Source organism: Micrococcaceae bacterium Sec5.7 (assembly GCA_039636785.1).
Lineage (GTDB): Bacteria > Actinomycetota > Actinomycetes > Actinomycetales > Micrococcaceae > Arthrobacter.
In genome coordinates, this window is sequence record CP144169.1 from 3,753,129 (window position 1) to 3,779,350 (window position 26,222).

Sequence of the window (26,222 nt, forward strand, 5' to 3'; positions counted from 1 at the left end):
CGGCTTTGCACAGGGTTCGCGGCAGTGAACCAGGCCCGGTTCATACCGTCCGGTCGACGGCGGCAAGAATCGCCGCGCCGAGCTCCGCCGGCCTGGTGAACTGGGGCCAGTGACCGGTGGGCAGGTCCACGTACTCGACGTCGTGAATGCGTGCGAGCTCCGCCACGTACGGGTGGCCGGCCTCGATCCACTCGGTGAGCAGGGCAGACGGGAACTCGCAGGCAATGACTGTGGCCGGGACGTCGTAGCGGCGCTCATCGTGGAGTTGCTGCTGGTCCTGCGCCACGCCCCGCGGCTGCGGGATGGCGCGGGCACGGAACGCGGCCCGCAACTCCTCGTCCAAATCGACGAGGTCGGCCTCCTCGAAGCCGTCCCACGGCGGCAGCGGCACGTCGTCCCCCTCGGCCGGGAGCTCATCGTTGATGACACCGCCGTCGGCGAGTGGACCGCTGTCCACGTACACGGCGCGGGCCACGCGATCCGGACGCGCGTCCACGGCTCCGTAGATGATGGCGCCGCCGCCGGAATGGCCGACCAGAACCACCTGACCGCTTATGGTGTCGACCGCCGCCGCCACAGCGTCGATGTGGTCACGCAGCCCGATGCCGGCCCGCGGCGCATCAGCCGCTTCCAGCCCTGGCAGCGTGAGCGGGAGGACCCGATGCCCCGCCGCGACGAGCGGTGGCGTGACCTCAGACCATGACGACGCGTCCAACCAGAACCCGGGAACCAGGATGATGTCCATGACGGTACCCTACGCCGCCCTGCCAGAACGCGGAACCCGCCCCGGCCCGGTTTTTCAGATAAGTACATGACCCCGATGAGTCACGGAACCCGCCCTTAAACGACGCCAACGACTTCAACGACGACGCCGGACCCCAGGTTGAGTTCCGGCGTCGTGCGCTAACGGGCGGTCAGGCGGGCGCGGTGGAGCCTTCTGCCTTGCGCTCTTCCACCAGGCTGCAGACGGCGGCGAAGAGCGGGTGATCCGGGGCCAGCCCGGTAACCCTCGCCGTTGCTTCCTCCGCGGTTGATCCGGCAATGATCCTGGCCAGTTCCACCGCTTCGGCGTCGGCGGGATGGTTGAAACGCAGGGCTGCCGCGATGGCTCCCAGCAGCGCCTCTGGCACAATCCCGCGCTCCGCCAGCTCGGCCGCCGGGCCGATGAATCGTTCGTGCCTGCCGAGTTTGCGCAGCGGAGCCCGGCCCACCCGGTTCACGGTGTCCGGCAGATACGGGTTGCTGAACCGCCCCAGGATCTTCTGCACGTACGCTTCCTGCTCGTCGTGGTTGAAGCCATGCTTGGCGACTAGCAGCTGCTTGGTCTCCTCCAGGACGGCCCGAACGTCTTCGGCCACGTCCTGGTCGGCCATGGCCTCCGAGATTTTCCCGAGGCCGGCCTCGTAACCAAAGTAGGCGGCTGCGGCGTGGCCTGTGTTCACCGTGAAGAGCTTGCGCTCGATGTACGGCTCCAGGTTGTCCACAAACGTTGCGCCCGGAATGACGGGGGCACTCCCTCCGAACGGCGTGCTGTCGATGACCCATTCGTAGAACGTTTCCACCGTGACGTCCAGGCCCTGGCCTGGCTCCTGGTTGGGCACAATCCGGTCCACTGCCGTGTTGGCAAACACGGCCGCCGAGTCCAGCGGCCCAACGGCGTCATCCCAGAGCGCCGTAACTTCCGAGTGCAGGATGTCAGTGGCGTTGATGGCGTTTTCACACGCCATCACCTGCAGCGGTGCCAGACTCGCCGGCCGGCCGGCAAGGCCGCGGGCGATCACCGGTGCCACGAACTTCAGGATGTGCGGCCCCACGGCCGTGGTGACGATGTCCGCCGTCGCGATTTCCGCGATGACGTCCGCTTCCCGGGCGCCGGAATTGAGCGCGCGGAAGTTATCCACCGTCCGGACGGTGGGGTTCACCCCCACTTCGTGGACGTTGTAGCTGTCCGCCGCGGCGAGCTGGGAAATCAGGGCATCCGCAACGTCGGCGAACACCACCTCATACCCCGCCTGGTGCAGCAGTAGCCCCACAAATCCCCGGCCGATGTTTCCGGCTCCGAAATGAACTGCCTTCACTATGAATTAACCTTTCCGAACAGCTCCAGCACTTCCTCAACGGAGGTGGCGGCCTCGAGCTGTGCCACCTGGGCCTTGTCCGTGAACACCTTGGCGATCGAGGACAGGATGTGAAGGTGCTCGTTGTTGATACCGGCCACACCCACCACGAACCTGACCTGCTTTCCGTTCCAGTCGATGCCGTCCGGGTAGCGGATCACGGACACCGCGGACTTCAGGATGTGGTCCTTGGCCGCGTTGGTGCCGTGCGGGATGGCCAGGAAGCTGCCCATGTACGTGGACACGGATTCCTCGCGTTCGTGCATGGCCAGGATGTAGTCGTTGTCCACGGCGCCGCGGGCCAGCAGGAGCTGGCCGGCTTCGTCGATCGCAGCATCCCGCGTGGTGGCAGTACCGTTCAGGATCACGCTGTCAGCCACCAGGATGCCTGAAGGCGCGACGGCGGCTGCCGCCGCAGGTGGCACGGCCACGTGAGCGCCGTGAGCGCCCGCGACAAAGGCACCGCCGGTGCCTGAACCGCCACCGGGAGCACCGCCGTCGGACGCGCTTTCAGCGTTGCTGCTGCGGACCAGCTCCACAATTTCGTCGTACCGCGGGCTGTTCATGAAGTTGTCCACGGACACGTGCACGGCGCTGGCTGTGGCGGGCTTTGCCCGTTCAGCCAGGTCCTGGTGCGTGATGACCACGTCGTAGGTGTCACTGAGGTTGGCGATGGCGGAGTTGGTGACCTTGACGTCCGGGTAGCCGGCTGCCCTGATCTTGTTCCGCAGCACGGAGGCGCCCATGGCGCTGGAGCCCATGCCGGCGTCGCAGGCGAACACGATGTTCTGGATGGGTCCGGCCATAACGGCGATGCTTCCGGCACCCACGAGGGCGGAGGAAACCGAGCTCTTCTTGCCCTTCAGCGCCTCCATCCGGGAGGTGGCCTCGCCCAGGCCGTCATCTTCGGGTGTCTTGCTCGTCTTAAGGATGATGGACGCGATCAGGAACGAAACCGTGGCCGCGAGCAGGACCGACAGGCCGACACCGAGGTAGCTGTCGCTGGCTGTGGAAGCGATGACGGCGAAGATACTGCCAGGTGCGGCCGGCGAGCGCAGGCCGGCACCGGTGACCACGAGCGTGAAGATTCCGGTCATGCCGCCGCCGATCGCGGCCAGGATGATGATGGGCTTCATCAGCACGTACGGGAAGTAGATCTCATGGATGCCGCCGAAGAACTGGATCAGGGCCGCACCGGGTGCGGACGCCCTGGCCAAACCCTTGCCGAAAAGCATGTACGCGAGCAGGATGCCGACACCGGGGCCCGGGTTGGCTTCGAGCAGGAACAGGATGGATTTGCCGTTGGCCAGTGCCTGCTCCGTGCCCAGCGGTGTCAGAATGCCGTGGTTGACGGCGTTGTTCAGGAACAGCACCTTGGCTGGTTCGATGAAGATGCTGGTCAGCGGCAGCAGGCCGTTGTGGACCAGGAATTCGACGACGGCGCTGGCGCCGTTGCTGAAGGCCTTCACCACCGGTCCTATCACCAGCATGCCGAAGATGGCAAAGACGGCGCCGACGATGCCAGCGGAGAAGTTGTCGATCAGCATCTCGAAGCCAGGCTTGACCCGGCCTTCCCAGATCTTGTCCAGCTTCTTCATGACAAGGGCCGTCAGCGGACCCATGATCATGGCGCCGATGAACATCGGAATGTCGGTACCGACGATCACGCCCATGGTCGCGGCAGCACCCACCACACCGCCGCGGACGCCATGGATGGCCCGTCCGCCGGTGTAGCCGATGAGGAGCGGCAGGAGGTAGGTGATCATTGGCCCGACCAGCGCGGCCAGGGTCGCGTTGGGCAAGGGGCCATCGGGGATGAAGAGCGCCGTGATGATGCCCCAGGCGATGAACGCGCCGATGTTGGGCATGATCATTCCGGACAGGAACGTCCCGAATTTCTGGACGCCAACCCGCATGCTGGTACGGGGTTTTGCAACTGTCTGCGTTGCCATGTGATTTCCTAACCGTGATTCCTGCTGCACCGCAGGATGGTCCGATATTTTCGACGACTAGCTGGTGTGGCTGCCTAGCTGGTGGAGCTGGTGGAGATCCGGTGGAGCCATTCGAGGAAGAGCTTGAGTTCCGAGCTGGAGAGCTGATCGGAACTGGACGCCTGGAGCGCGGCATTCAGCGCGATTGCTGCCACTACGACCGACGATTGCCCGGATTCGCTGGGCCCGGCTTCCCGGGCCTTATCCGTGGCTACCGCGAAAATCATGGCGTCGCGAGTCATAACGGAAAGATCGAGGTTTCGCTCGGATTCCCGCTCCGCAATCAGCATGAGCGTGACGCCCATATTGGCCGCAAGAATGCTTCTGGCTGCTTCCCTGGGTGGAACGTTCAGATGTCCCATGACCGCCGCCTTGTTCAGCATTTCCTCCATCAGAGCCTCAGCGTTGGCGACAACGGCCGAGCGGCTCTGAGGGCGGATACTGCCGAACATAACCAAATAAAGTTCTGGCTGCTTGAGCCCAAATTGCACATGGTTGTCCCACATGCGCCGGATGTCTTCCATGGGTTGTCCGGACGGGGCGAAGTCGCGTTCGCCCACTACATACTGTTCGAAGCCGGCCGCGACGACGGCGTCGAACAATCCTTCCTTGTCACCGAAGTGGTGGTAGAGCGTCGGTGCTGTAACACCTGCCAGCTGGGTGATTTGGCGGGTGGATACTGACCCTCCGTCTGATTGAGCCAGCAATTCGGCTGCCGCACGCAACAGCCTCATTTTGGGCGGAAACTGGCCATCGATACTCATAGCCGCTACCCTATCACCTATAGCATTGCTATATGAACTGCATCACATACAATTTTTTCAGGCACCGCAACGCACCGTCAGACGCCGCCGTCGCGCCGGTATGGGCAATCAGTGGCGGGCCTGGCTACCGGCAGAGAATGAGGACCTTCAGTGCAGAACTTCCCAGGAGTAGGCGTCAGCCCCGGCCGCATCATCGGCACCATCAGGCAAATGCCCAAACCCATCAGCGAACCTCCGGCCGGCGAGCTGCTGGCTGAGGGCGCCTCGGCCGAGGACGCCACGGCAGCGCTGAAGGCCGCCGCCACCGCCGTCCATGACGAACTCAAGGCGCGCGCCGAGATGGCCACGGGTGACGGCAAGGCCGTCCTGGAAGCAACGGCGCTGATGGCCAAGGACACCATGCTCATCAAGGGCGCCGGCAAGCTGATCGCCCGCGGCACTTCCGCCCAGCGAGCCATCTGGGAAGCCGGCGCCTCGGTCGCCGAGATGCTGCACAACCTGGGCGGCTACATGGCCGAGCGCGCCACCGATGTCCTTGACGTCCGTGCCCGCATAGTTGCCGAGCTGCGCGGCGTCCCCGCTCCCGGCATTCCCTCCGCCAGCGCCCCGTTCATCCTGGTGGCGGAAGACCTGGCGCCGGCAGATACCGCCACGCTGGATCCGGACAGGATCCTGGCGCTGGTCACCGCCGGCGGCGGCCCGCAGTCCCACACCGCCATCATCGCCCGTTCCCTTGGCCTGCCGGCTGTTGTGGCAGCGGCAGGTGTTGACGAACTTGCCGATGGCACCGAGGTCTACGTCGATGGCGCCGGCGGCACCATCAGCGTGGATCCGGACGAATCACAGCGTGCCGCTGCCGAGGCATGGGCGGCCAACGCTTCCTCGCTCGCCGTTTTTGACGGAACAGGCACGACGGCGGACGGCCACCTCGTCCCCCTCCTCGCCAACGTCGGAGGTGCCAAGGATGCCGTGGCGGCTGCCGGCCTGGGCGCCCAGGGAGTCGGGCTCTTCCGTACCGAATTCTGCTTCCTGGAACGCGATACCGAACCCACCGTTGAGGAACAGGCCGCCGCTTACAAGGGCGTCTTTGATGCCTTCCCGGGCAAGAAGGTAGTCCTCCGCACGCTGGACGCCGGCGCGGACAAGCCGCTCCCCTTCCTGACGGACGCCACCGAGCCCAACCCGGCCCTGGGCGTCCGCGGCTACCGCACCGACTTCACCACCCCGGGGGTGCTGGAGCGCCAGCTGGAGGCAATCGCGCTTGCCGACAAGGACTCCGAAGCAGACGTCTGGGTGATGGCGCCCATGATCTCGACGGCAGAAGAGGCTGCCCGGTTCGCCTCACTGTGCTCCGCGGCAGGCATCAGGACCCCCGGGGTGATGGTTGAGGTTCCCTCCGCCGCGCTGACCGCCGAGGCCATCCTGCGCGAGGTGGGCTTCGCGAGCCTGGGCACCAACGACCTCACCCAGTACGCCATGGCAGCCGACCGACAGCTCGGCCCGCTCGCCGCGCTCAACACACCATGGCAGCCTGCAGTACTCCGGCTCGTGGGCCTCACTGTTGAGGGGTCAGCGGCAGAGGGCAGCAACAAACCCGTGGGCGTCTGCGGTGAGGCTGCGGCGGACCCGGCACTCGCCGTCGTGCTTACCGGCCTGGGCGTTTCCACGCTTTCCATGACCGCCCGTTCGCTGGCGGCAGTTGCTGCTGTGCTGAAAACTGTCACGCTGGCCGAAACGCAGGAGCTCGCCAAACTTGCCCTGTCCGCGCCCAGTGCCACCGAGGCCCGGGTCTGGGTCCGGGAGAAGCTGCCCGTACTGGAAGAACTGGGGCTGTAGCCCCGAATAGCATCGGCTGCTCCCAACGGCCCTTATGGGGCTCCAAAACGGCGGTACAGGAGCAATCGATGCAGGCTAGGCTTTGCGCATGGCATTGATGGCTCCCAGGGTGACGGCCGGGCTTCCCGGCGAGGAAGCACTGAAACTCCGGCATGCCCTCCAGGGCAGCCACGACATCACGGTGTTCGTGGACGGAACTGTCCACCGGCTGCCGCCTGAGGCGGGGGACGCCGTCGTTGATCTGCTCGGCCGGTTCAGCCGGGGCGAGGCCGTGACTGTCAGCAGCGTGGAGGAAGTGTTGACCACGTCCCAGGCTGCCGAGCTGGCCGGCATTTCCCACACCTACCTGCGCAACATGACGGACCGCGGTGAGATTCCGGTGGAATACCGTGGCACGCACCGCAGGATCCGGCTGGCCTCGATCATGGCGTGGCTGGATACCCAGAGGAAGAACGACACGGACGCCGGGTCGTCCCCGGGCGAAGCCGGCCCCAGCGCCGGGACCAGTGCCGAAAATGACGGGGCTACCGGCGCCCCGTGACGGAGTGATAAGGATCAAGCAACGATCCCGCGCCAGCACGGAAAGCGTCCGCTGGCCGGGGTTAGTCTTGGTTTGTGGCGAAGTTCAGAGGGTTGCATATCATGGCGGGCATTGTCGCCATGATTCTCGCTGCCCTGCTTGGAACCGTCATGGGGCTGAACAATACGGCAGTGGTGATGTCCAGCTGCGTGGTCTATGTGGCCGTTGCCATGTGGGCGGACAGCAGGATCACCCGGCACCGCCGCGATGCAGCGGTGCTGCAGCAGGCCCGGCAGGCGGCTTCCATGGGGCCGCAGCAGCCGGCAGCATCACTGGAACGCGGGCTCGAAACGATGAGACCGGTGCAGCGGCAGCTCCCCCAGGAAGAGACGTCCAAACATGAGGGAAACGCAGCCTGACGGCTCCGTCTAGATCCGCGGCCGCCCTGCCCAGCGCTTGGCCTTGAGCGCCGCGTGGAGTTCCAGCCGGACCATTCCCCTGAGCGGATCAACGCCAAGCAGTTGCCTGATGCGGCCCAGCCGGTTATAGATACTGCTGCGGTGGAGATGGAGTTTGGTGGCAACGTCCTGCACGGAGCCGTCGTTGTCGTAGAGCAGTTCAAGCACCGGGAGCAGCTCGTTGTTGCGGTCGTGGTCCTCAAGGGTGCGGAAATACACCGAGCCCGAATCGCCCCAGGCACCCGCCCCGCCGGCGGCCGAGTTCAGCAGCTGGTACACCCCGGTGGCACGGGAATCCACCAGTTCACCCAGCTGCGGATCTACGGCAGCGGCCTGGGCGGCCTGTCTGGACTGCCGGTACGCTTCTGCGAGCTCGCGGGGTTTGGCAAAGCCCTCGCTGGCCCCCAGGATGATCCGGTGGACCGGCCGCCCTGACCTCTTGGCGAGTTCCAGCTGGTAGTGCACCAATACCTGGGCGTGGTCCGCCCGCCCTATGGATTCCCGGAACAGCACCACAGCGTGGGTTTCGGTGCCGGCGCTGAACAGCGCGGCATCCACCCCGATAGTGGCCTGCAGTGCGGCCGATCTGTGGGTCAGGGTGGAGGCAATCGGATCCGCTCCGGCCGCCCAGCCGTCTGCGTCGAGGACCGTCACCAGCTGCCAGGGCCCCCTGCCCTGGACCTCTTTCCACCCGGCCACTGCCGCCACCGCGTTGACTTCACCCGCGCAGGCGGCCAAAAACTCCCGTTCGCGGCCCCGCCGGAATTCAGATTCAGCTGTATTGGAGTCCAGCAGCAGTGCAGACAACAGCTCGAGCTCATCCCGCACCTCTGGCAACTGGGCAAGAATCGCCGTAGCACTCTGTTCTTCAACGTCCTGCTGCACCCAGAGGTAACCTACCCGGAAACCGCGCACCATCAGCGGAACACAGACGCGGCCCAGCATGCCCAGCTCCTGGTTGGCCGGGACCACAACGGGACGCACCGCCGTCGCAATTCCATGCGACAGCTGCCACGCACTGACGTCCAGGGGCACGCGCTTGCTCAACAGGAAGTTCACCCGGACGCGGTCCGCGTGGGACTGGTTGGAGCTGTAGGCAAGGAGAACGCCGTCCAGATCCTCCAGCGAAAGGCCGCGTCCGAGCTTCAGTGCCACCTTCTCCACAAGCTGTTCCACATCCTGCTGTTGCATGGAGCAACACTACTGCTCAAGAGGCTTGGCAGGCGAACGGACAGCAGGCGACACCTGACGCCCGTAGGCTCGACAAATGTCGAATCACGGAAAGCAAAACCCGCGGAATTCCGGGGTTACCCACCCGGAGCCGCGAGTGAGGCCTGTCACCTGGCTCACAACCGGATTTATTCTGGAATTACCACTTCCCGACAATTTCAGGCCTACAAAGCCACCGAATATGGAGCCAAAAAAATGATCATCGGTGTCCCCAAAGAGATCAAGAACAACGAATTCCGCGTAGCCATCACCGCTGCCGGCGTTCATGAGTTCCGCACCCACGGCCACTTGGTCCTGGTTGAGCGTGGCGCAGGCCTGGGATCAGGCATCACCGACGAGGAATACTCCATCGCCGGTGCCGAAATTGTCGCCGCGGCGGACGACGTCTGGTCCCGCGCGGACATGGTCATGAAGGTCAAGGAACCCATCAAGGCCGAATACCACCGCTTCCGCAAGGGCCTCATCCTCTTCACCTACCTGCACCTGGCCGCCGAGCCGGAACTGACCCAGGAGCTCATTAGCTCCGGCGTCACCGCCATCGCGTACGAAACCGTGCAGGAAGGCCGCACACTTCCGCTGCTGGCTCCGATGTCCGAGGTGGCCGGCCGCCTGTCCGTCCAGGTCGGCGCCACGTCGCTGATGGCTCCGGCCGGCGGCAAGGGCGTGCTGCTGGGCGGCGTACCAGGTGTGCGCCCGGCCAAGGTTGTGGTGCTCGGCGCCGGTGTTGCCGGAACGAACGCCGCAGCCATGGCACTTGGACTCGGTGCCGATGTCACCATCCTGGACATCAACATCAACCGCCTCCGCGAACTGGATGCCCAGTACCAGGGCCGTCTGAAGACCGTGGCGTCCAACAGCTACGAGATCGAGAAGTCAGTAATCGACGCCGATCTTGTGATCGGCTCCGTGCTGATCCCTGGCGCCAAGGCACCCAAGCTGGTCACCAACGAACTGGTGTCCCGCATGAAGCCGGGCTCGGTGCTGGTGGACATCGCCGTGGACCAGGGCGGCTGCTTCGAGGACACGCACCCCACCACGCACCAGGAACCCACGTACAAGGTCCACAACACCATCTTCTACTGCGTCGCTAACATGCCGGGCGCCGTTCCGAACACCTCCACCTACGCACTGACCAACGTCACCCTGCGCTACGGCGTGGCGCTGGCCAACCTGGGCGTCAAAGCCGCGTTCGACCGTGACCCCGCGCTGGCCGCCGGCCTGAACATCGCCGGTGGCAAGGTTACCCACCGTTCGGTCTCCGAGGCGCACAACCTGCCCCTCGTAGCTGACTGGCACGCACTGGTCTCCGCGTAACTTTTATTGCATCGGCTGCTCCGCAAGTGCCCTTTTGGACCCCCAAAACGGCATTTGCGGAGCAGTCGATTGCTTTTAAGCCAGCGCCCGCGCCTGCTCAATCAGTTTGAGCACCTCAACCGGGCCCGCCGGGTCAACGGGGACGGGCAGCACGGACGCAGCGCCGCCGTCGTGGATCTTTTCCCCCAGAATCCGGTAGAACTCCTGATAGGCACCGGGCTCTGTGGGAACGCGCCGGACGTCGCCCAGGACGCCCAGTTCACCATGTGCCTCGGGAAGTTCGACGCCGAACCCCGGGTCCGCGGGCAACGCGCCTGCGATCAGCTGGGCTTCCTGGGGGTCGATTCCGTGCTTGGTATAGCCCGCTCTTGTCCCGAGAACCCGGAACACCGGACCGGGCTGGGCGCACAGGACGTTCATGGTCAGGTGGCTGGTCACTGCCGGTTTGCCGCCACGGGAGGCATGGTTCAGGACCACAAAGATGTCGTCATCGGCCTTTTCCTGCTCGCGCCTCGCGGACAGTTCCGCGTGGATCACCTCTGCCGGGCCGAAGAGCCGCACCGCCATGTCCAGCAGATGAGTGCCGAGATCAAAGAAAATCCCGCCGCCGTCATCCACCGTTGCCGCTGCCTTCCAGCTCTTGGCGATGGTGGGTGACCACCGCTCCATGGCGGACTCAAACCGGATCACGTCGCCCAGCTCACCGGCGTCCATCAGCTTGCGGATGGTGAGGAAGCCGTTGTCCCAGCGCCGGTTCTGATACACGGTGAGGACCCTGCCCAGCCGCGCGGCGAGCTCGATCAGCTCCTGGCCTTCGGCGCTGCGAACCGTAAAGGGCTTGTCAACCACGACGTCGAGGCCGGCTTCCAGCGCGGCTTTCGCCAGCGGGTAATGGGTGGCGGGCGGCGTCCCCAGCACCACGAGGTCAAGGTCGGCCGCGAGCGCAAGGACGGCGTCGCCGTCGGGCACTGTCCTGGCATCCGGGTACCGCTTTGCCGCGGCGGACTGCCGGCCGGCGTCGGAGGTGGCGATGAAGTCCAAGGAAAAGCGCGGGTCCGCCGCAATCAGCGGAGCATGGAACACACTGCCGGACAGGCCGTAGCCAACGACAGCGGTGCGGATGGGTTTCTCAGGTGCGGTCCCGTTCATACGGCAACGCTACCCATCCCGTCCAGAAGATCCTCATCGAGTGCTCCGTAACTGCCGTTTTGGGGGCTCAAAAGGGCACTTGTGGAGCAATCGATGCCAGGAAACGGCGAAGGCCGGCATCTCCCGGGAAATCCACGTGATGCCGGCCTCGGCCTCAAGCATTCAGGGTCAGGATCTACTACTTCTTGGTACCCTTTTCCCAGCCGACGGTTGTCCAATCGGGAGTCTGGAACAGGCTGGCGCCATAATTAGCCAGGCCTTTGTGGGCGAAGTAGATCTGCGGACCGTTCATCACTACGCCCATGGAGTAGTACTTCTCCATGTGCTTCTTCTCAACATCCATCGCAGCCTTGTTGCGCTCGGCGTTGTCTTCGATCGAGGCCAGCTTCTTGATTTCGGCGTCCAGCCCGGCGTCACCGAGCTTGTTGTCGTTGGTCGCCGAATCGTAGTACTGCTTCACGCCGGGCGTGGCATCGGCGCCAACGGTATAGCCCGTGATGGTGACCTGGAAATCGCGGTCGCCCACGACCTTGCCGAAGTCGCCGTCGCCGCGCTGGTCAATGCCAACCTCCATGCCGGCTGCCTGAAGCTGCTTCTGCAGCGTCTGCGTCGTAGCCAGGCCCGTGGGATCATCACCGAAGTTCGTGATGGAGAACGATGCCGGGACTCCAGCCTTTTCCATGATTCCCTTGGCATTAGGGGCGTAGCCGGCATCAGCCAGGACCTTCTTAGCTGCGTCAGCGCCGGTCTCCTTGATCGGGTAGTTGTCCTGATAGTAAGGGGAGAACGGCATCAGCATCATCGAACCGGAGCTCTCTTCCTCCCAATTGAGGCCACTGAAGCGCACCTTGCGGATTGCTTCCCGGTCCACAGCGGCGAAGACTGCCTTGCGGATTGCAACGTCCGTCAGTGGCGCTTTCAAAGCGTTCAAGTTCAACCCGCCGGCAAAGAGACGCTGTCCTCGCCGGACCTCTGCGTCTTTGGTTCCTTCAAGCTGCTTATAGCGGGTCAGCGTACGGCCATCGGCCATATCAACTTCGCCATTCTTGAAGGCAGCAATTTCAGCGCTGCTTTCAAGCTGACGGAAGATTACCTTTTCCAGGACCGGGGCAGGTCCCCACCACTTGTCGTTGGGAACCAACGCTACGGTCTTGGCAGCGGAATCGTACTTGTCCACCTTGAAGGGGCCAGCCATCCACTCGGGGTGCAGTTCACCGGTAAATCCATTGTTGAAAATCTCCGGGGTGTTAACCGCCTGGGGAACGAACCCACCAAACAGGTCACTCAGCGGGTAGACCGGCTGGGTGGTGGTAACAATGACTTCCTTGTCGCTGCTGCCGGCCTTGACCGAGTCCACGAATTCGTAAGACCCGGAGCTGACGATGTCGATGTCCTTGTTTTCACCCTTGAGCATGTTCCAGGTGTTCGCCAAGGTCTTCGCATCGATGGGTGTGCCATCGTTGTAGCTGGCCTTGGGATTCAGTTTAATGGTGATGGTCTGTTTGCCATCCTTGACCTCGCTCGTAAATTCTTCGCAGAAGTTCTTGTTCAGGGAAGCTGCCCCTTCAAAGTCCCACTTCCAGCAACCCGTGTACCCCGCTTCATCGATCGGGTAGTGGAGCTCGGTGTTGTCCGCGTTGCTGCCGTTGCTGGAGAAACCATTGAAGTCAGGTCCGATATTTCCAAGCGGCAGGGTTACGGTGCCGCCAGTGTCGAGATCCTTGGCTTCCTTGGCGTTGACGCTGATCAGCTTACTGATGTCGCCGGAGGCATCCTGCGCCTTCTCGCTGGCAGCGGTTGTGGACGAGCCACCGCCGCCGCAAGCGGTCAGCGCGAGGGCTGCCGCAATGGCGGCCGCTCCGCCAATCCTGGTCACATTCTTCATGGTGTTCCCTTCATTGTGGTGCGAGTGGTGTTATTTGTGATGGGTCGGGACGTGATGGCTCGGGAAGTGGGGCGTCGTGAAGTGGGGCGGCTACTGGGCTTCGTGGACAACCAGCATGTCCTCGTCCAGTTGGCCATCGGGGAAGAAGCAGGCGAACTGCTGGTCTGTGGTCCCGACCGCTTCCAGCGGAGGCTCGACGGTGAGGCACTTTTCCTGCATCGCGGCGGGCAGCGCCGCGAACACCGGGCAGCGGGACGCAAAATTGCAGCCTTTGGGCGCATCCAGGGGTGTGGGCAGATCGCCCTGGAGGATGATCCGTTCACGTGTGCGCTCCAGCTTCGGATCCGGCACCGGGATGGCGGAGAGCAGGGCACGCGTGTACGGGTGGCGGGGGTTGTCGAACACCCGGTCCACTTCACCGATTTCCACGATCTTGCCCAGATACATCACGGCCACACGGTTGGAGATGTGCCGGACCACGGAAAGATCGTGCGCCACCATCAGGTAGCTCAGGCCCAGCTCTGCGCGGAGCTGGTCCAGCAGGTTGATGACGCCAGCCTGCACGGAAACGTCCAGCGCTGACACGGGCTCGTCCAGCACCACCAGTTTGGGATTCACGGCCAGGGCCCGGGCGATTCCAACGCGCTGGCGCTGGCCGCCGGAGAACTGGTTGGGGAAGCGGTTCACGTGGTCCGGCTGCAGCCCGACAAGCTGCATCAGCTCCATGATCCGTATTTTGATTGCGGGCTTGGCCATGCCCTGGTTTTCCAGCGGCTCGGCCAGCACCTCGTACACCGTGAACCGGGGGTCCAGAGCTCCCGTGGGGTCCTGGAAGACCATCTGCAGTTCCTTGCGCATGGCGCTCTTGGCTTTCGCATCCGCGGTGGCCTTGTTGCTGACCCCGCCGATGGTCACCTCGCCGTCCTGGTCCTGGTGGAACTCCATGATTTCCAGCAATGTGGTGGTCTTGCCGCAGCCGGACTCGCCCACAATCGAGAAGCACTCGCCTTCGCGGATGTCGAAGCTGAGTCCGTCAACGGCCTTGACCGTACCGATCCTGCGCTTGATCAGCGCGCCCTTCACCAGCGGGAAGTGCTTCCTGACGTCCTTGAGCTGAAGGACTTTCCTGCGTTCTTCGCGCGGGATTGCATCAAAGCGTGAGACCGGCACGGGCGGTGCCTTGAACAGCTCATGGACGTCCACCTCGGTGGCGAGCGAATCGGTCTTGATGCACGCGGCCTTGTGGCCCTCGCTCCCGGTGACGGGCCACAGCGGCGGCTCACCGGCCAGGCAGGAATCGCTGACCAGCGGGCACCGCGGCGCAAAGGAACAGGCGGTGGGGGTGAGGGCCAGGTTGGGCGGGATGCCCTCAATGGGGACCAGCGAGGACTTTTCTGAGACGTCCACACGCGGCACCGCGCCCAGCAGACCCATGGTGTACGGCATGCGCGGGTTGTAGTAGATGTCATCCACGGTGCCCGTTTCCACAGGTTTGCCCGCGTACATCACCATGATGTCGTCAGCCATGCCGGCCACCACGCCAAGATCATGGGTGATCATGACGACGGCGGCGCCCGTTTCCTCCTGCGCGGTATGCAGCACCTCAAGCACCTGGGCCTGGATGGTGACGTCCAGTGCCGTCGTCGGCTCATCCGCGATGAGCACCTGCGGATTGTTGGCGATCGCAATGGCGATCATCACGCGCTGGCGCATGCCGCCGGAAAATTCATGCGGGAACGCTTTCAGCCGGTCCTTCGGGCTGGGGATTCCCACCATGCCGAGAAGTTCGACGGCGCGGGCCTCCTTGGCCAGTTTGCTCATGTTCGGGTTGTGGACGGTGAGCGCCTCGATGATCTGGTGGCCCACCGCGTAGACGGGAGTCAGGGAGGACAGCGGGTCCTGGAACACCATGGCGATGTGGTTGCCGCGGAACCGGCACATGGCCTTGTCGCTGAGTCCCAGCAGTTCTTTGTCCTTGAACCGGATGGATCCGGTGATCTCGGCGGTGGGCGGAAGCAGGCCCATGATGGCCATGGACGTAACGGATTTGCCGGACCCCGACTCGCCTACGATGCCGAGTGTTTTGCCGGGCATCAGGTCGAAGTCGATGCCGCGGACGGCGTGCACCACACCGTTCTCCGAGTTGAAGCGGACGTTCAGGTCCCGGACGGAAAGGACCGCGCCCGTGGGGGCATGCAGGCCGGCGAGGTGTAGGCGTTCAGCGGTTGTCTGCGTCGACTCTGCTGTCATGGTGGACTCGGTGGACGTTTCGCTGCTCATTTGTTTTTCTTCTTTGCCTTGCCGATGGAGCTGGAGCTGGGATCGAATGCATCGCGGAGGCCGTCATTCATCATGGCCAGGGAACCGGTGAGCAGGAACATGATCACCAAAGGAACCCAGAACATCCAAGGGAACGTGGAAACCTGCGACGTGGCCTGGCCAATCAGCACTCCGAGGCTGACGTCCGGGAGCCTGATGCCGATGCCGATGAAGGAAAAAGCCACCTCGGCGAGAATGGCGCCGGTGACGCCACGGGTGATGTCCAGGACCAGGAGCGAGCCGATGTTGGGGACAAGGTGCCGCCACACGATCCGGCGCGGCGGGACGCCCATGTACTGAGCGGCCTTGACGTAGTCGCGTTGCATGAGGGACATGGACAGTGAACGGATCAGGCGTGCCGTGCCCATCCAGCTGAAGACCAGCAGCACGATGATCAGCAGGAACCAGCTGGGCAGGTCTTTCTTGAAGCTGTCCCCGCCGCCGCTCGTGGCCACGGCCACCACCAGCAGGGCAGGCATCATGATCAGCGCCTCAAGGACGAAGAGCATCACCTTGTCCACTTTGCCGCCGAAATAGGCCATGGTGCAGCCGTAGACGGCAGCGATCAACACCGAGATCAGGCCAACGACCAAGCCGATCAGGATGGAGATCCGCGTGCCCTCCACCGCCATCGCGTAAAGATCGATCCCGGCTTGGGACGTTCCAAGGAGGTGTTCGCCGGACGGCGGCATGCCTACGTTGAACGGATCGATGGTCTCCTTGTCCCACGAGGTCAGGAATCCGCCGATGAAGGAGAAAACGGTCAGGGCCAGAAAGATCATCAGGCCCGCTACAGCCGTTTTGTTGCGCAGGAAGCGCCGGAAAATGATGGTGGCCTTGCCGATCACCACATCGCTGTTCTCGAGGTGCGCTTCTTCGGCGACGGCGGCCGGGTCGATGGCATTGAGGTTGGTCATGGCTACTGCACCCTCACTCTCGGGTCGACAAGCGTGGTGGCGAAGTCCGCCAGGATGGCGCCGATCGCGAAGATCACTGAGCCGTAGGCCAGCGTTGCCGTGGCCGCATTGACGTCCTGCAGGGCGATGGCGTCGATGCTCCAGGAACCCACGCCGTGCCACGCGAAGATCTTCTCGGCGAAGAAACCGCCCGCGAAGATCGCGGGGATGGTGAACGCGATGCTCTGGGCCACCGGGATGAAGGAGACACGCAGTGCGTGGCGTGTGATGGCCTGGTTGCGGGTGAGCCCCTTGGCCCGTGCTGTGCGGACGAAGTCGGCGTTCACGTTGTCCAGCAGATACTGGCGCTGGGCGATCTGGTACGTGCCCCAGCCGACGATGGTGATTGCAAAGGTGGGCACGGCGTAGTGCGCCAGCATGTCCAGAAACTGCGCCCAGCCCGGGTCCATGCCGGGCGTCGAAATGCCGGTGACGAAGAAAACACGTTCACCCACGGTCTCGTTGATGTTGATGGCACCCAGCTGCACCAGGAAGTAGGCAATGGGGGCCGGCACAATATAGGCGAGGTAGCTGTAGGACGTGATCACGCGGTCCTGGAACCTGTACTGACGGGCGGCGGAGTACACCCCCAGGGCAACACCGATGATGAGGGTCAGGACAATCGAGGCAAGAAAGAGCCGGGTGGAGATCCATACGCGGTCGCCGAACTCCGCGTTGACAAAGGCTCCGTTGGGGCTGCGTCCCCAATCCCAGCGGGTGACGATGCCCGTGAGCCAGTCCACGTAGCGTTCCCACGGGCTGAGCTCCGGGTCCAGGCCCTTGAGGCGCATGGAGTTGGCCACTTGCTCTGGCGTGGGGCGGGGAATCCGCTCCTGCTCCAGCAATGCCGGCTTCAGCTGGCTGACGGCCAGGAAGTAGCCGGCCGTGGTGGTGAGAAAGATCATGAAGACATACGTGATGCCACGTTTTGCAAGATATCGGAACACGGAGCCGCTACTTCTGGATCGCCGGTGCCTGCTGCGAGCTGGATACCGCTGGCGGAGCCTGGAGCGCGCTCCCCGGCGCGGCTGACGTTACAACATTCACAAGATCGATCCTTCCGTCTTCCCCCGTCTGGCAGGGGTTCCGCCGCCACTCCGGGATCAATGCCAGCGGATGGCTGGCCTCCCGCTGCCTTTGGAGCCTCGTCCTTGTGGACTATGTTGCGGGTCACATTCCAGAGGAAACTACCACATGCAACGTGCCATCCATGAGGGTGGAAGGTGGAAAAACGCGTGTCCAGTATCAGATCGTTATGAATAATTCAGTTGAATTGATTTGACTGGAACAGCCATAAAGATTGGGGTAGGCTACGCGCCCCGCACCACCCGTGTGACAAGTTCCCGCCACGATTCCGACAGACGCTCCGGCGCCACTCCCTGCACGCGGACAGCATGCAAAAGCCGCTCCGGATCCAAGGTGGCGCTCAGCGACATTGCCATCAGCCAGGGGTCAGCGTCCAGGCCGGCGGACCGCAGGAGATGCTCGATGTGGCGGTGCCACAGCACGGCTGCGGGGACTTCGAACCGGTTGTGCGCCGAGGTGTCGGCAGCCCTCACCAGATCGCCGAACTCGAGCAGATACTCAATCCTTCCCGCACCAAAGGCGATGAGCCGTTCGAGTGGAGGTGCTCCCGGACCAAGGGGCGGCGGGCCGAACATAAAGCGGCCTTGGAAGTGCGCTTCGGCGTCACTGAGGAGGGTCATCATCAGACCCGCACGGCTGCCGAAGCGCCGGAAGACCGTGCCCTTGCCCACACCCGCCCGCTCAGCCAGCCTGTCCATGGTGAGCCCGTCCGCTCCGCACTCGTCGATCAGCTCCCGCGCGGCCTTGAGCAGCAGCTCGCGGTTCCGGGCGGCATCGCTGCGTTCCGGACCGGCGCCGAACTGGGATCCGGAGCGGATGGGGATCAGGCTCACAGGAAACATTCTAGTCCCCGGGAATATTATCCGGACCATAGTCCGTTTAGTCTCAGTGAAGGCTCCCAACAGCCTCACTTACCAGCCGGCAGGCGGACCAGTCCGCGGCCATACACAAGGAGTTCACATGACCAAGAGCACCGTACTTGCCCTGGTGGGCAGCCTGCGCGCCGATTCCCACAACCAGAAGCTCGCCGAGGCCATTCAGCTGAATGCACCGGAGCAGGTGGACGTGGTCATCCACGAGAGCCTGGGCAACATCCCGTTCTACAACGAGGACATCGACGTCGAAGGCCAGGTCCCCGCCGCGGCCGCTGCATTGCGCGCAGCCGCCAACGATGCCGACACCCTGCTGCTGGTCACCCCGGAGCACAACGGGACCGTTCCCGCCTCGCTGAAGAACGCCATCGACTGGCTGTCCCGCCCGTTCGGCGCGGGAGCCCTCAGCGGCAAGCCCACCGCCGTCGTCGGAACCGCCTTTGGCCAGTTCGGCGGAGTCTGGGCGCAGGACGAAGCCCGCAAGGCTGTTGGCATCGCCGGCGCCCAGGTCCTCGAGGACGTCAAGCTGGCCGTCCCGGGCTCCATGATCCGCTTCGCCGAACTTCACCCGAAGGACGACGCCGAGGTGGTTGAGCAGATCAAGGGCGTCTTCGACGCGCTGTCCGCAGCAAAGACGGCCGACGCCGCAGCCTAGTTCCGGTTGTTGTCGCACCGAATGCGTGACTGACTGAAGCAACGAAATGCCCCGCGAACCTGACTGGTTGCGCGGGGCATTTTTGTTGCGGAGACCCTTGCGTCTACCTGCAATTAACGCTGAAGCGCACCGTAACCAAGTCTTGTCCGAACCGACACCGCACCGGCATTTCTAACTGCCGGCGGCGGCCGTAACGTTGATTTACGGGGCGTACCGGGGCAGGAAGTGCGGGGCAGTCATGAGGGCTCGGCGAGGTGGCAAGGCAAGGGCGACGGCGGCTGCCGCCGTGTGTCTGATGCTTCCCCTCTGGCTGGGGTCGTGTGCCGCCGGCCTTGGAATCCCGTCCGGCGCAGCAGCCAACGGGGGCGTACCGGCCGCGCCTGCCCCCGCGCCGCAGCCGGCGCCGGTTGCCAGCCCGCCGGTGGACAATGCGCCGATGAACAATGCGCCCGTGAACAGTGCGCCGCCGGCCGTGGTGTCGCCTGGTGGAGCGACACGTGCCGCTCCCGGCTCACCCGCGTCCGGAGCCGGTTCGGGCTCCGGCGCAGCACCGGCCGCAGAGCCAGCAGCGGAGCCGTCAGGTTCGCCCGCAGCCACCCCCGCCTCCGGCGCGTCGAGCGCACCTCAAGCGCCACCGCCCGCACGCAGCGCGGCAGCCGTGACACCCGGCACCGCGGTCTACTACGTTGCCTTGGACGACGGCGGCGGCAGCGGTGTGCGCTTCGGCTGCAATGACAGCCTGGTGGCCGTCCACAGCACTGGACGAGCCACCGGCGAGCCGTTGCAGATGGCCCTGCAGAGGCTCCTGGGCGGCGGCACCGATCCCGAAGCCCAAGCCGCCGGACTCTACAACGCCCTGGCAGGCTCGACCCTGAAGTTCGTGTCCGGGTACTTCAACGGCACTACGGTGGTGGTGAATCTGACCGGCGCCGTGCAACCCGGTGGGGTCTGCGACATCCCCAGGATGGAGGCCCAGCTCACCCAGACCGCTGTCACGGCCGTGGGTGCCGTCCGGGCTGAAATCTACATCGATGGCGTCAGGCTGGCAGAAGTTCTGAGCCTGCGCTAGGGGCAAGTCAACATGACGTTGTGAACGCGTTGTCAAAGGTGACCGGCCCTTGATGCCGACGGCCCGGGACCGATTGTGCAATACCGCAGACGGGAGTAGCGTGAGCGCATGTCGACGGCAGGGGTTGCCCTGTCAGGAACTGGCGGGGCCGGCACATCGCAGTGGCTATGCGATTTCAGGCGTGGAGCCTTGTCCGGGTGCAAGCGGGAGGGCCACGATGACGACCGAGGAAAACAAGGCGCTTGTCCTGCGCTTCTACGCGGAAATCGATGCCGGCAATATCGATGCGATGGATGAGCTTGTCGCGGAAGACTATGTCGATCACAATCCGCCGTTTCCGGGCCTCCCGGCCGGGCGGGAGGGCCTTAAGCAGGCATTTCGGATCTTCTGGACTGCCACCCCGGGACGACATGAGATCGATGCCCAGTTAGCCGAGGACGACAAGGTAGTGACCAGGCTGACAGCAACCGGCCGCCATGAGGGGGACCTGCCTGGTCCTCTGCCCGCAACGGGCACGGAGCTGCGCGAGACGGCGGTGGCGATCCATCGCATCGCCAACGGAAGAATCGCCGAGCACTGGTCGAACAGGGATGACCTCGGTCTGATGCACCAGCTGGGCGTCGTATCGCTGCCGGGAGATTGACCGTGCGAGTTCGCCTCACCGATGTTTCCGCCAGGAGTTCAGGCCTGGGCCAAGGCCGGCTGTTCGTTGGGGATGGTCGCAGTATGAGCACGTTTCGACTGTTGCAGTCGATACGTTCTGAGGTCTGACCCTAAGGTATGACGGATCCGTCTTGTGATCCTCGGTGTTGAAATACACCGAGCCGTCAGGGGTCGGCTACGCCTTCCGGCCCGCGTGCCCGCGGGCAAACAGCGCATCCATTTCGGCGTGGCTTCGCGCCCCCGCCAGCTCGGACCAGTTCCCGTCGCCCAGCACTTCAGCGGCCACCCTGGACACCGTTGCATAAGCCGCCTTCGCGGTATTGCCGCCGATGCTGATCCGCCGCACACCGGCGTCGTGCAGCTCCCCGACGGACGGCGCCCCCACTCCCGCGAGCGCGTTCAGCGGAGCGTCTATTCGCCGGGAAAGCTCGTGGAGGACATGCAGATCCGTCACCCCCGGCACAAAGATGCCGCTTGCTCCCGCCGCCAGATAGGCTTCAGCCCGGAGCAGGGTCTCCTCAAAGGCGGTGTCCGGATAGTTTCCGGACAGGTAAGTGTCAGTCCGCGCGTTGATGAAGAGCCCGAAGCCGGCCTCCGCCGCCGTCTGCCGGATCAGGCGGATGCGGCGCGACTGTTCATCGGCTGCGGTGAGGGGCAGCTCGCCGGAGTCCTCAAAATTCACCCCGACGGCGCCGGCGTCGAGTACCGCAAGGATCGTTTCCTTGAGCTGCCGCCCATCGAAGGTTCCGCCGCTGCCCGCGTAACCTGTTTCGATATCTGCCGTGACCGGCAAATCCGTGGCGGCCACGATCCTTCCCAGGGCATCCATGGCCAGCTCCCGGGGAAGCCGGTTGCCGTCAGGAAAGCCCAGGCTCCAGGACATGGCGGAACTGGATGTGGCCACGGCACTCGCCCCCGCCTCCTGTACCAGCCGCGCGGACGCGGCATCCCACGCGTTGACCAGGACAAGCGGCGCAACATCCGCCGAATGGAGTGCCTGGAATGCCGTTGCTTTGGGTTCGAGGTGCGCGAGCGTCGTCATGGATCCATTCCAGACCCTGTCACGTCCAAGGTAAAGCGATTTCCGGCATCATTCGAAAATTTGTCAACAACTGTTGTCTAATTGGCAACCGCGGACTGTATCCTTGGACTGTGACCCACGAAACACTTGATGCCGCAGCAGCGCTGCTGCCGGCCGAAGCCATTGACGCAATCGAACGCGCGGCCACGTCCGCCCACCGCCACGAGGAACTCTTCTCGGAGCGCGCAGCCAACATCAAGCAGTCTGCCGTGCGGGATGTCTTTGACATCTCCATGCGGCCCGGACTCGTCTCCCTGGCCGGAGGCAGCCCCTACCTGCAGTCCCTCCCCCTGGAAAAACTGGGGCAGACGGCGGCCGGGATCATTGCCGAAGAAGGGCTCACCGCCCTGCAGTATGGCGGAGGACAGGGCACGGAAGAACTCCGCACCCAGATCTGCGAGGTGATGGCAGCCGAGGGAATTCTGGATGCCCTCCCCGAAAACGTAGTGATCACCGCCGGCTCGCAGTCCGCCCAGGACGTTGCCACCAAAGTTTTCTGCAACCCGGGGGACGTTGTCCTGGTGGAAGATCCCACATATGTGGGCGCCCTCAACACATTCGAGGCCTACCAGGTTGAGGTTGAGACCGTTGAAATGGACGACGACGGCCTGGTGCCGGATCTCCTGCAGGCCAAGATCGCCGCGCTTCAGGCCGCCGGCAAAAACATCAAGTTCCTCTACACCATCCCCAGCTTCAACAACCCGTCCGGGATCACGCTGGCCGAAGACCGCCGGCAGCAGATCGTAGATATATGCCGCAAAGCGAATATCTTGGTGCTGGAGGACAACCCCTACGGACTGCTGCGGTTCGACGGCAAACCGCTGACCCCCCTGCGGGCGGCCAACCCGGACGACGTTATCTACATGGGGTCTTTCTCCAAGATCTTTGCCCCGGGATTAAGGATCGGCTGGGCTCTGGTGCCAGCGCACCTTCAGCGCCGTTACTATCTGGCAGCCGAAGCCGTGACGCTCTGCCCGCCCACGCTGAACCAGATGCTGGTTTCGGCCTACCTGCGGGACTACGACTGGCGCGGACAGATCGAAACGTACCGCGGCCTCTACTCCGAACGGTGCCGGGCCATGCTGGCTGCGCTCGAAGTACACATGCCGGAAGGTCTCAGCTGGACCCGGCCCGAGGGAGGATTCTTCGTCTGGGTAACGCTCCCGGACGGAGTGGATACCTACCCGCTCCTGCAGAAGGCGATCGACGCCGGAGTGGTATTCATTCCAGGCGCGGCATTTACGCATTCGGATGAGCCGTCCAATAAGCTGCGGCTGGCGTTCAGCGCGGTCCCGCCGGAAGCCATCGCGGAAGGTGTGCGCCGGCTGGCGCCGGTACTGCAGGAAGCCATCGCCGCGCTGTAATCTGGGGCGACAGTGGTGTTTGACTGACTACGTGCATTGACCTAAAGGAGCAGGACCATGACCGGAATCATTGTTGTTGGCGTGGATGGCAGCGGAACTGCCCAGAAGGCTGCGGAGTCCGCGAGGGATCTCGCTACAGCCCTCGGCGCCACCCTTCACGTGGTCTCCGCGTTCGACAGCGACCGCACCGAGGTATTCGGCAGCGGCAGCGACAAATGGATCGTCTCTGATGCCGACGACGCCGAGAAGGTTGCCAAAGGTGTGGCCGCCAGCCTCAGCTCCGGCGACCTCAAAGTCACCTACTCCGCCGCGCGCGGCAAGCCCGCCGAAGCCCTGATAAAGGAAGCGGCACGCTTTGATGCCCGCATGATCGTGGTGGGCAACCGCCGCATGCACGGCCTTGGACGCGTGCTGGGAAGTGTTGCCAACAGTGTGGCCCACAGTGCCCCCTGCGATGTCTACATCGCCAACACCTACGACGCCGACTAACACCTCCTGCTGCCGGAACGCGCCTAGGAGAACGCCGGTACGCCGGTGATGTGGTTGCCCAGAATCAGTGTGTGGACCTCGTCCGTGCCCTCGTAGGTGCGCACTGATTCGAGGTTGTTCGCATGCCGCAGGGGCGAGTAGTCCAGCGTGATGCCGTTGCCGCCCAGAATGGTGCGGGCCTCGCGGCAGATGGCAATGGCTTCGCGGCAGTTGTTCAGCTTCCCCACCGAAATCTGGTGGTTGCCAAGTTTGCCCGCGTCCTTCAGCCGGCCCAGCTGGAGGGCCAGCAGGAAGCCCTTGTTGATCTCCAGCGCCATGTCCACGAGTTTCTGCTGGGTGAGTTGGTAGCCCGCCAGCGGCTTGTCGAACTGCATCCGTTCCTGCGAGTAGCCCAACGCGTCCTCGAAGGCATCCCTGGCAGCACCCATGGCTCCCCAGGCAATGCCGTAGCGGGCCTCGTTGAGGCATTCGAACGGGCCCCGCAGCCCCTTGGCGTCGGGCAGAACAGCTGTGGCGGGAAGCCGGACGTCAGTCAGCCCGACGTCGCATTGGATGGACGCCCGCATGGACAGTTTGGGCGTGATGGGGATGGCTGTGAATCCCTGCGTTGCCGTAGGAACCACAAAACCGCGGATGCCGTCGTCCGTCTGGGCCCAGATGATGGCCACTGCGGCCACATTGGCCAGGCCGATCCAGCGCTTTGCCCCGCTGAGCACCCAGTCATCGCCGTCGCGGCGCGCAAAGGTCTTCATGGCGCCCGGATCCGAGCCGGCAGTCGGCTCCGTGAGGCCAAAGCAGCCGATGGCTTCGCCGGCCGCCATGCGGGGCAGCCACTCCTGCTTCTGCTCCTCGGAGCCGTGCTTGTAAATGGCAGTCATGGCCAGGGAGCCCTGGACGGAAACGAAAGTGCGCAGCCCGGAATCTCCGGCCTCAAGCTCGGCCGCGGCCAGGCCGTACTCGACGGCGGAACGTCCCGCGCAGCCGTAGCCCTTCAGGTGCATTCCCAGCAGCCCGAGCTTGGCCATTTTGGGCACGATCTCCAGCGGGAACTCGGCGTTCTCGTACCAGCGGGCGATGTTCGGCTTGATTTCGTGCTGCACAAAGGTGCGGACCGAGTCGCGAAGGGCCAGCTCCCCGGCGCTGAGGAGCGAATCAAAGCTGACCAGGTCGGTGATTTCGGTCATTTTCTAGCCTTCCGATGACGCTGCGAACGGGGCAGCTGAGAATGTTGACCCCTGATGCTCACCGAGAGACGGCGGAACCGTCCGGTACTTCGCCGGGCAAGCAGAGAGGCCGATGGGGTTGCTGAGCTGATCTGAGCTGCGCCCGGTTGAACTGTCCGCGATGACAGTAACCGGGTTCAGGCCAAGGTTTGTGGCATGTTCAATGGCTTCCAGGACGTTGTTGACCTTTCCGGCCGGGACTCCTGCGGCAAGGAGGTTTTCCTGCCACTGCGCGGCCGGAGCACTCGAGAGCCGCTCCTGGATGGCGGCCCGGAGCTCTGCCCGGTTCTGCACCCGCAGAGGGTTTGAGCTGAACCGGGGATCATCGGCCAGGCCGGGCGCACCCAGAACCGACCCCAATGCGTGGAATTGACGGTCATTTCCCACGGCAACGGCCAGGGAACCGTCCTGCGTCTCAAACGTTTCATAAGGGGCAATGCTGGGGTGGGCATTGCCCATCCGTGCCGGCGCCTGCCCCGTGGCGAGCGCCGCCGTTCCCTGATTGACCAATGCTGCGAGGAGCGAGGACATCAGGTTCACTTCAACGCGCTGGCCGAAGCCTGTGGAATCGCGGACACGAAGGGCCATCAGGATTCCGGCCAGTGCGTTCTGTCCGGAGAGCACATCGATGAGCGCCACCCCGGCCTTGCTCGGCTCGGCGTCCGGCGCCCCGGTGATACTCATCAGGCCGCCCTGTGCCTGGATCAGCAGGTCGTAGCCGGGAAGGGCTGCGCCCTGCCCTGCTCCGAATCCGGTGATTGAGCAATAGATGAGCTCGGGCCTGAGCACAGTCAGACTGTCGTAGTCCAGCCCGAACCGGGCCATGACTCGAGGGCGGAAGTTTTCGACCACCACATCGCATTCCTCGACGAGCTGGCGCGCGTACCCCAGCCCGGTGCCGGTTTTGAGATCGCACACCACCGACTTCTTGTTGCGGTTCACGCTGGAGAAGTACGTGCCGGTGCCATCAGCCGCCTCCGGTGGAATCCAGGCTCGGGTGTCATCACCTTCCGGACTTTCAATCTTGATGACCTCAGCGCCAAAATCCGCGAGCATCATGGTGCACAACGGTCCGGCCAGTACCCGGGAAAAATCGGCAACACGGATTCCCTGCAACGGCAGCCGTGCACTGCCAACGGCTTGATCGCCGGACTCTTCGGGATCCAAGGGGTCCTCCTGTT

The 26,222-nt window shown here is 64.0% G+C and carries 24 protein-coding genes; 9 read left to right on the plus strand and 15 right to left on the minus strand.

Annotation, left to right across the window (positions count from 1 at the left end):
* Positions 1–40: 40 nt before the first annotated feature.
* The 4 genes from V3C33_17940 to V3C33_17955 form a co-directional block, all read right to left on the minus strand.
* Positions 41–745 (minus strand): alpha/beta hydrolase, encoded by a 705-nt coding sequence (locus tag V3C33_17940; GenBank protein ID XAS67293.1) that lies wholly within the window; start codon positions 743–745, stop codon positions 41–43.
* Positions 746–914: 169 nt separating this feature from the next.
* On the minus strand, positions 915–2,078 hold the full coding sequence (locus tag V3C33_17945) for a mannitol-1-phosphate 5-dehydrogenase (GenBank protein ID XAS67294.1): 1,164 nt from the start codon (positions 2,076–2,078) through the stop codon (positions 915–917).
* The gene (locus V3C33_17950) at positions 2,078–4,069 is read right to left on the minus strand and encodes a PTS mannitol transporter subunit IICBA (GenBank protein ID XAS67295.1); all 1,992 of its coding nucleotides are present in this window, start codon (positions 4,067–4,069) and stop codon (positions 2,078–2,080) included. The genes V3C33_17945 and V3C33_17950 overlap by 1 nt, the downstream gene beginning before the upstream one ends.
* Before the next feature lie 74 nt (positions 4,070–4,143).
* Complete coding sequence (locus V3C33_17955) at positions 4,144–4,872, minus strand: TetR/AcrR family transcriptional regulator (protein XAS67296.1); 729 nt, start codon at positions 4,870–4,872, stop codon at positions 4,144–4,146.
* 150 nt (positions 4,873–5,022) lie between these two features.
* Between V3C33_17955 and ptsP the strand changes: the two genes are divergently transcribed.
* From ptsP to V3C33_17970, 3 genes are all read left to right on the plus strand, one after another.
* Positions 5,023–6,708 carry a phosphoenolpyruvate--protein phosphotransferase gene (gene ptsP / locus V3C33_17960; GenBank protein ID XAS67297.1) on the plus strand — a complete coding sequence of 562 codons (1,686 nt, stop codon included), beginning with the start codon at positions 5,023–5,025 and terminating at the stop codon, positions 6,706–6,708.
* Between the two features lie 88 nt (positions 6,709–6,796).
* Entirely contained in the window at positions 6,797–7,249 is a 453-nt protein-coding gene (locus V3C33_17965) for a helix-turn-helix domain-containing protein (protein ID XAS67298.1), read from the plus strand.
* A 101-nt stretch (positions 7,250–7,350) separates the two neighbouring features.
* Positions 7,351–7,647 carry a hypothetical protein gene (locus V3C33_17970; GenBank protein ID XAS67299.1) on the plus strand — a complete coding sequence of 99 codons (297 nt, stop codon included), beginning with the start codon at positions 7,351–7,353 and terminating at the stop codon, positions 7,645–7,647.
* 9 nt (positions 7,648–7,656) lie between these two features.
* On the opposite strand, the gene V3C33_17975 is transcribed toward V3C33_17970, so the two are convergent.
* Positions 7,657–8,877 carry a helix-turn-helix domain-containing protein gene (locus V3C33_17975; GenBank protein ID XAS67300.1) on the minus strand — a complete coding sequence of 407 codons (1,221 nt, stop codon included), beginning with the start codon at positions 8,875–8,877 and terminating at the stop codon, positions 7,657–7,659.
* A gap of 234 nt (positions 8,878–9,111) precedes the next feature.
* Here V3C33_17975 and ald point away from each other — a divergent pair, with 234 nt between their 5' ends.
* On the plus strand, positions 9,112–10,230 hold the full coding sequence (gene ald / locus V3C33_17980; protein XAS67301.1) for an alanine dehydrogenase: 1,119 nt from the start codon (positions 9,112–9,114) through the stop codon (positions 10,228–10,230).
* 75 nt (positions 10,231–10,305) lie between these two features.
* Here ald and V3C33_17985 read toward each other — a convergent pair whose 3' ends face one another.
* The 6 genes from V3C33_17985 to V3C33_18010 all read right to left on the minus strand — a co-directional run bounded on the left by V3C33_17985 (position 10,306) and on the right by V3C33_18010 (position 18,467).
* Complete coding sequence (locus V3C33_17985; protein XAS67302.1) at positions 10,306–11,379, minus strand: Gfo/Idh/MocA family oxidoreductase; 1,074 nt, start codon at positions 11,377–11,379, stop codon at positions 10,306–10,308.
* Between the two features lie 178 nt (positions 11,380–11,557).
* Entirely contained in the window at positions 11,558–13,264 is a 1,707-nt protein-coding gene (locus V3C33_17990) for an ABC transporter family substrate-binding protein (GenBank protein XAS67303.1), read from the minus strand.
* Between the two features lie 90 nt (positions 13,265–13,354).
* Entirely contained in the window at positions 13,355–15,544 is a 2,190-nt protein-coding gene (locus tag V3C33_17995; GenBank protein ID XAS67304.1) for an ABC transporter ATP-binding protein, read from the minus strand.
* Positions 15,541–16,500, minus strand: coding sequence for an ABC transporter permease (locus V3C33_18000; GenBank protein XAS67305.1), 960 nt, complete (start codon positions 16,498–16,500; stop codon positions 15,541–15,543). Before V3C33_18000 ends, V3C33_17995 begins: the two co-directional genes overlap by 4 nt.
* Before the next feature lie 2 nt (positions 16,501–16,502).
* Entirely contained in the window at positions 16,503–17,486 is a 984-nt protein-coding gene (locus V3C33_18005) for an ABC transporter permease (protein ID XAS67306.1), read from the minus strand.
* Positions 17,487–17,849: 363 nt separating this feature from the next.
* Entirely contained in the window at positions 17,850–18,467 is a 618-nt protein-coding gene (locus V3C33_18010; protein ID XAS67307.1) for a helix-turn-helix domain-containing protein, read from the minus strand.
* A gap of 118 nt (positions 18,468–18,585) precedes the next feature.
* On the opposite strand from V3C33_18010, the gene V3C33_18015 reads away from it, so the two are divergent.
* On the plus strand, positions 18,586–19,152 hold the full coding sequence (locus V3C33_18015; GenBank protein ID XAS67308.1) for an NADPH-dependent FMN reductase: 567 nt from the start codon (positions 18,586–18,588) through the stop codon (positions 19,150–19,152).
* A gap of 201 nt (positions 19,153–19,353) precedes the next feature.
* Here V3C33_18015 and V3C33_18020 read toward each other — a convergent pair whose 3' ends face one another.
* Positions 19,354–19,749, minus strand: coding sequence for a hypothetical protein (locus tag V3C33_18020; protein ID XAS67309.1), 396 nt, complete (start codon positions 19,747–19,749; stop codon positions 19,354–19,356).
* A gap of 61 nt (positions 19,750–19,810) precedes the next feature.
* On the opposite strand from V3C33_18020, the gene V3C33_18025 reads away from it, so the two are divergent.
* A complete protein-coding gene (locus V3C33_18025; GenBank protein ID XAS67310.1) occupies positions 19,811–20,221 on the plus strand; it encodes a GerMN domain-containing protein in 411 nt (136 codons plus the stop codon).
* A 217-nt stretch (positions 20,222–20,438) separates the two neighbouring features.
* Positions 20,439–20,864 carry an ester cyclase gene (locus tag V3C33_18030; GenBank protein XAS67311.1) on the plus strand — a complete coding sequence of 142 codons (426 nt, stop codon included), beginning with the start codon at positions 20,439–20,441 and terminating at the stop codon, positions 20,862–20,864.
* 195 nt (positions 20,865–21,059) lie between these two features.
* Here the strand turns inward: V3C33_18030 and V3C33_18035 are convergent, their stop codons facing one another.
* Positions 21,060–21,926 carry an isocitrate lyase/phosphoenolpyruvate mutase family protein gene (locus V3C33_18035; GenBank protein ID XAS67312.1) on the minus strand — a complete coding sequence of 289 codons (867 nt, stop codon included), beginning with the start codon at positions 21,924–21,926 and terminating at the stop codon, positions 21,060–21,062.
* Positions 21,927–22,036: 110 nt separating this feature from the next.
* On the opposite strand from V3C33_18035, the gene V3C33_18040 reads away from it, so the two are divergent.
* A complete protein-coding gene (locus V3C33_18040; GenBank protein ID XAS67313.1) occupies positions 22,037–23,329 on the plus strand; it encodes a PLP-dependent aminotransferase family protein in 1,293 nt (430 codons plus the stop codon).
* 57 nt (positions 23,330–23,386) lie between these two features.
* Positions 23,387–23,818, plus strand: a complete 432-nt coding sequence (locus tag V3C33_18045; GenBank protein XAS67314.1) for a universal stress protein — start codon at positions 23,387–23,389, stop codon at positions 23,816–23,818.
* 23 nt (positions 23,819–23,841) lie between these two features.
* On the opposite strand, the gene V3C33_18050 is transcribed toward V3C33_18045, so the two are convergent.
* Both V3C33_18050 and V3C33_18055 read right to left on the minus strand, forming a co-directional pair.
* Positions 23,842–25,002, minus strand: a complete 1,161-nt coding sequence (locus tag V3C33_18050; protein ID XAS67315.1) for an acyl-CoA dehydrogenase family protein — start codon at positions 25,000–25,002, stop codon at positions 23,842–23,844.
* A gap of 3 nt (positions 25,003–25,005) precedes the next feature.
* Positions 25,006–26,208 carry a CoA transferase gene (locus V3C33_18055; GenBank protein ID XAS67316.1) on the minus strand — a complete coding sequence of 401 codons (1,203 nt, stop codon included), beginning with the start codon at positions 26,206–26,208 and terminating at the stop codon, positions 25,006–25,008.
* Positions 26,209–26,222: the final 14 nt, after the last annotated feature.

Coding starts and splice junctions, on each gene's coding strand:
- V3C33_17940 (XAS67293.1), bottom strand. CDS start 745: ATGGACATCATCCTGGTTCCCGGGTTCTGGTTGGACGCGTCGTCATGG.
- V3C33_17950 (XAS67295.1), bottom strand. CDS start 4,069: ATGGCAACGCAGACAGTTGCAAAACCCCGTACCAGCATGCGGGTTGGC.
- V3C33_17955 (XAS67296.1), bottom strand. CDS start 4,872: ATGAGTATCGATGGCCAGTTTCCGCCCAAAATGAGGCTGTTGCGTGCG.
- V3C33_17965 (XAS67298.1), top strand. CDS start 6,797: ATGGCATTGATGGCTCCCAGGGTGACGGCCGGGCTTCCCGGCGAGGAA.
- V3C33_17970 (XAS67299.1), top strand. CDS start 7,351: ATGGCGGGCATTGTCGCCATGATTCTCGCTGCCCTGCTTGGAACCGTC.
- V3C33_17975 (XAS67300.1), bottom strand. CDS start 8,877: ATGCAACAGCAGGATGTGGAACAGCTTGTGGAGAAGGTGGCACTGAAG.
- ald (XAS67301.1), top strand. CDS start 9,112: ATGATCATCGGTGTCCCCAAAGAGATCAAGAACAACGAATTCCGCGTA.
- V3C33_17985 (XAS67302.1), bottom strand. CDS start 11,379: ATGAACGGGACCGCACCTGAGAAACCCATCCGCACCGCTGTCGTTGGC.
- V3C33_17990 (XAS67303.1), bottom strand. CDS start 13,264: ATGAAGAATGTGACCAGGATTGGCGGAGCGGCCGCCATTGCGGCAGCC.
- V3C33_17995 (XAS67304.1), bottom strand. CDS start 15,544: ATGAGCAGCGAAACGTCCACCGAGTCCACCATGACAGCAGAGTCGACG.
- V3C33_18000 (XAS67305.1), bottom strand. CDS start 16,500: ATGACCAACCTCAATGCCATCGACCCGGCCGCCGTCGCCGAAGAAGCG.
- V3C33_18010 (XAS67307.1), bottom strand. CDS start 18,467: ATGTTTCCTGTGAGCCTGATCCCCATCCGCTCCGGATCCCAGTTCGGC.
- V3C33_18015 (XAS67308.1), top strand. CDS start 18,586: ATGACCAAGAGCACCGTACTTGCCCTGGTGGGCAGCCTGCGCGCCGAT.
- V3C33_18030 (XAS67311.1), top strand. CDS start 20,439: ATGACGACCGAGGAAAACAAGGCGCTTGTCCTGCGCTTCTACGCGGAA.
- V3C33_18035 (XAS67312.1), bottom strand. CDS start 21,926: ATGACGACGCTCGCGCACCTCGAACCCAAAGCAACGGCATTCCAGGCA.
- V3C33_18045 (XAS67314.1), top strand. CDS start 23,387: ATGACCGGAATCATTGTTGTTGGCGTGGATGGCAGCGGAACTGCCCAG.
- V3C33_18050 (XAS67315.1), bottom strand. CDS start 25,002: ATGACCGAAATCACCGACCTGGTCAGCTTTGATTCGCTCCTCAGCGCC.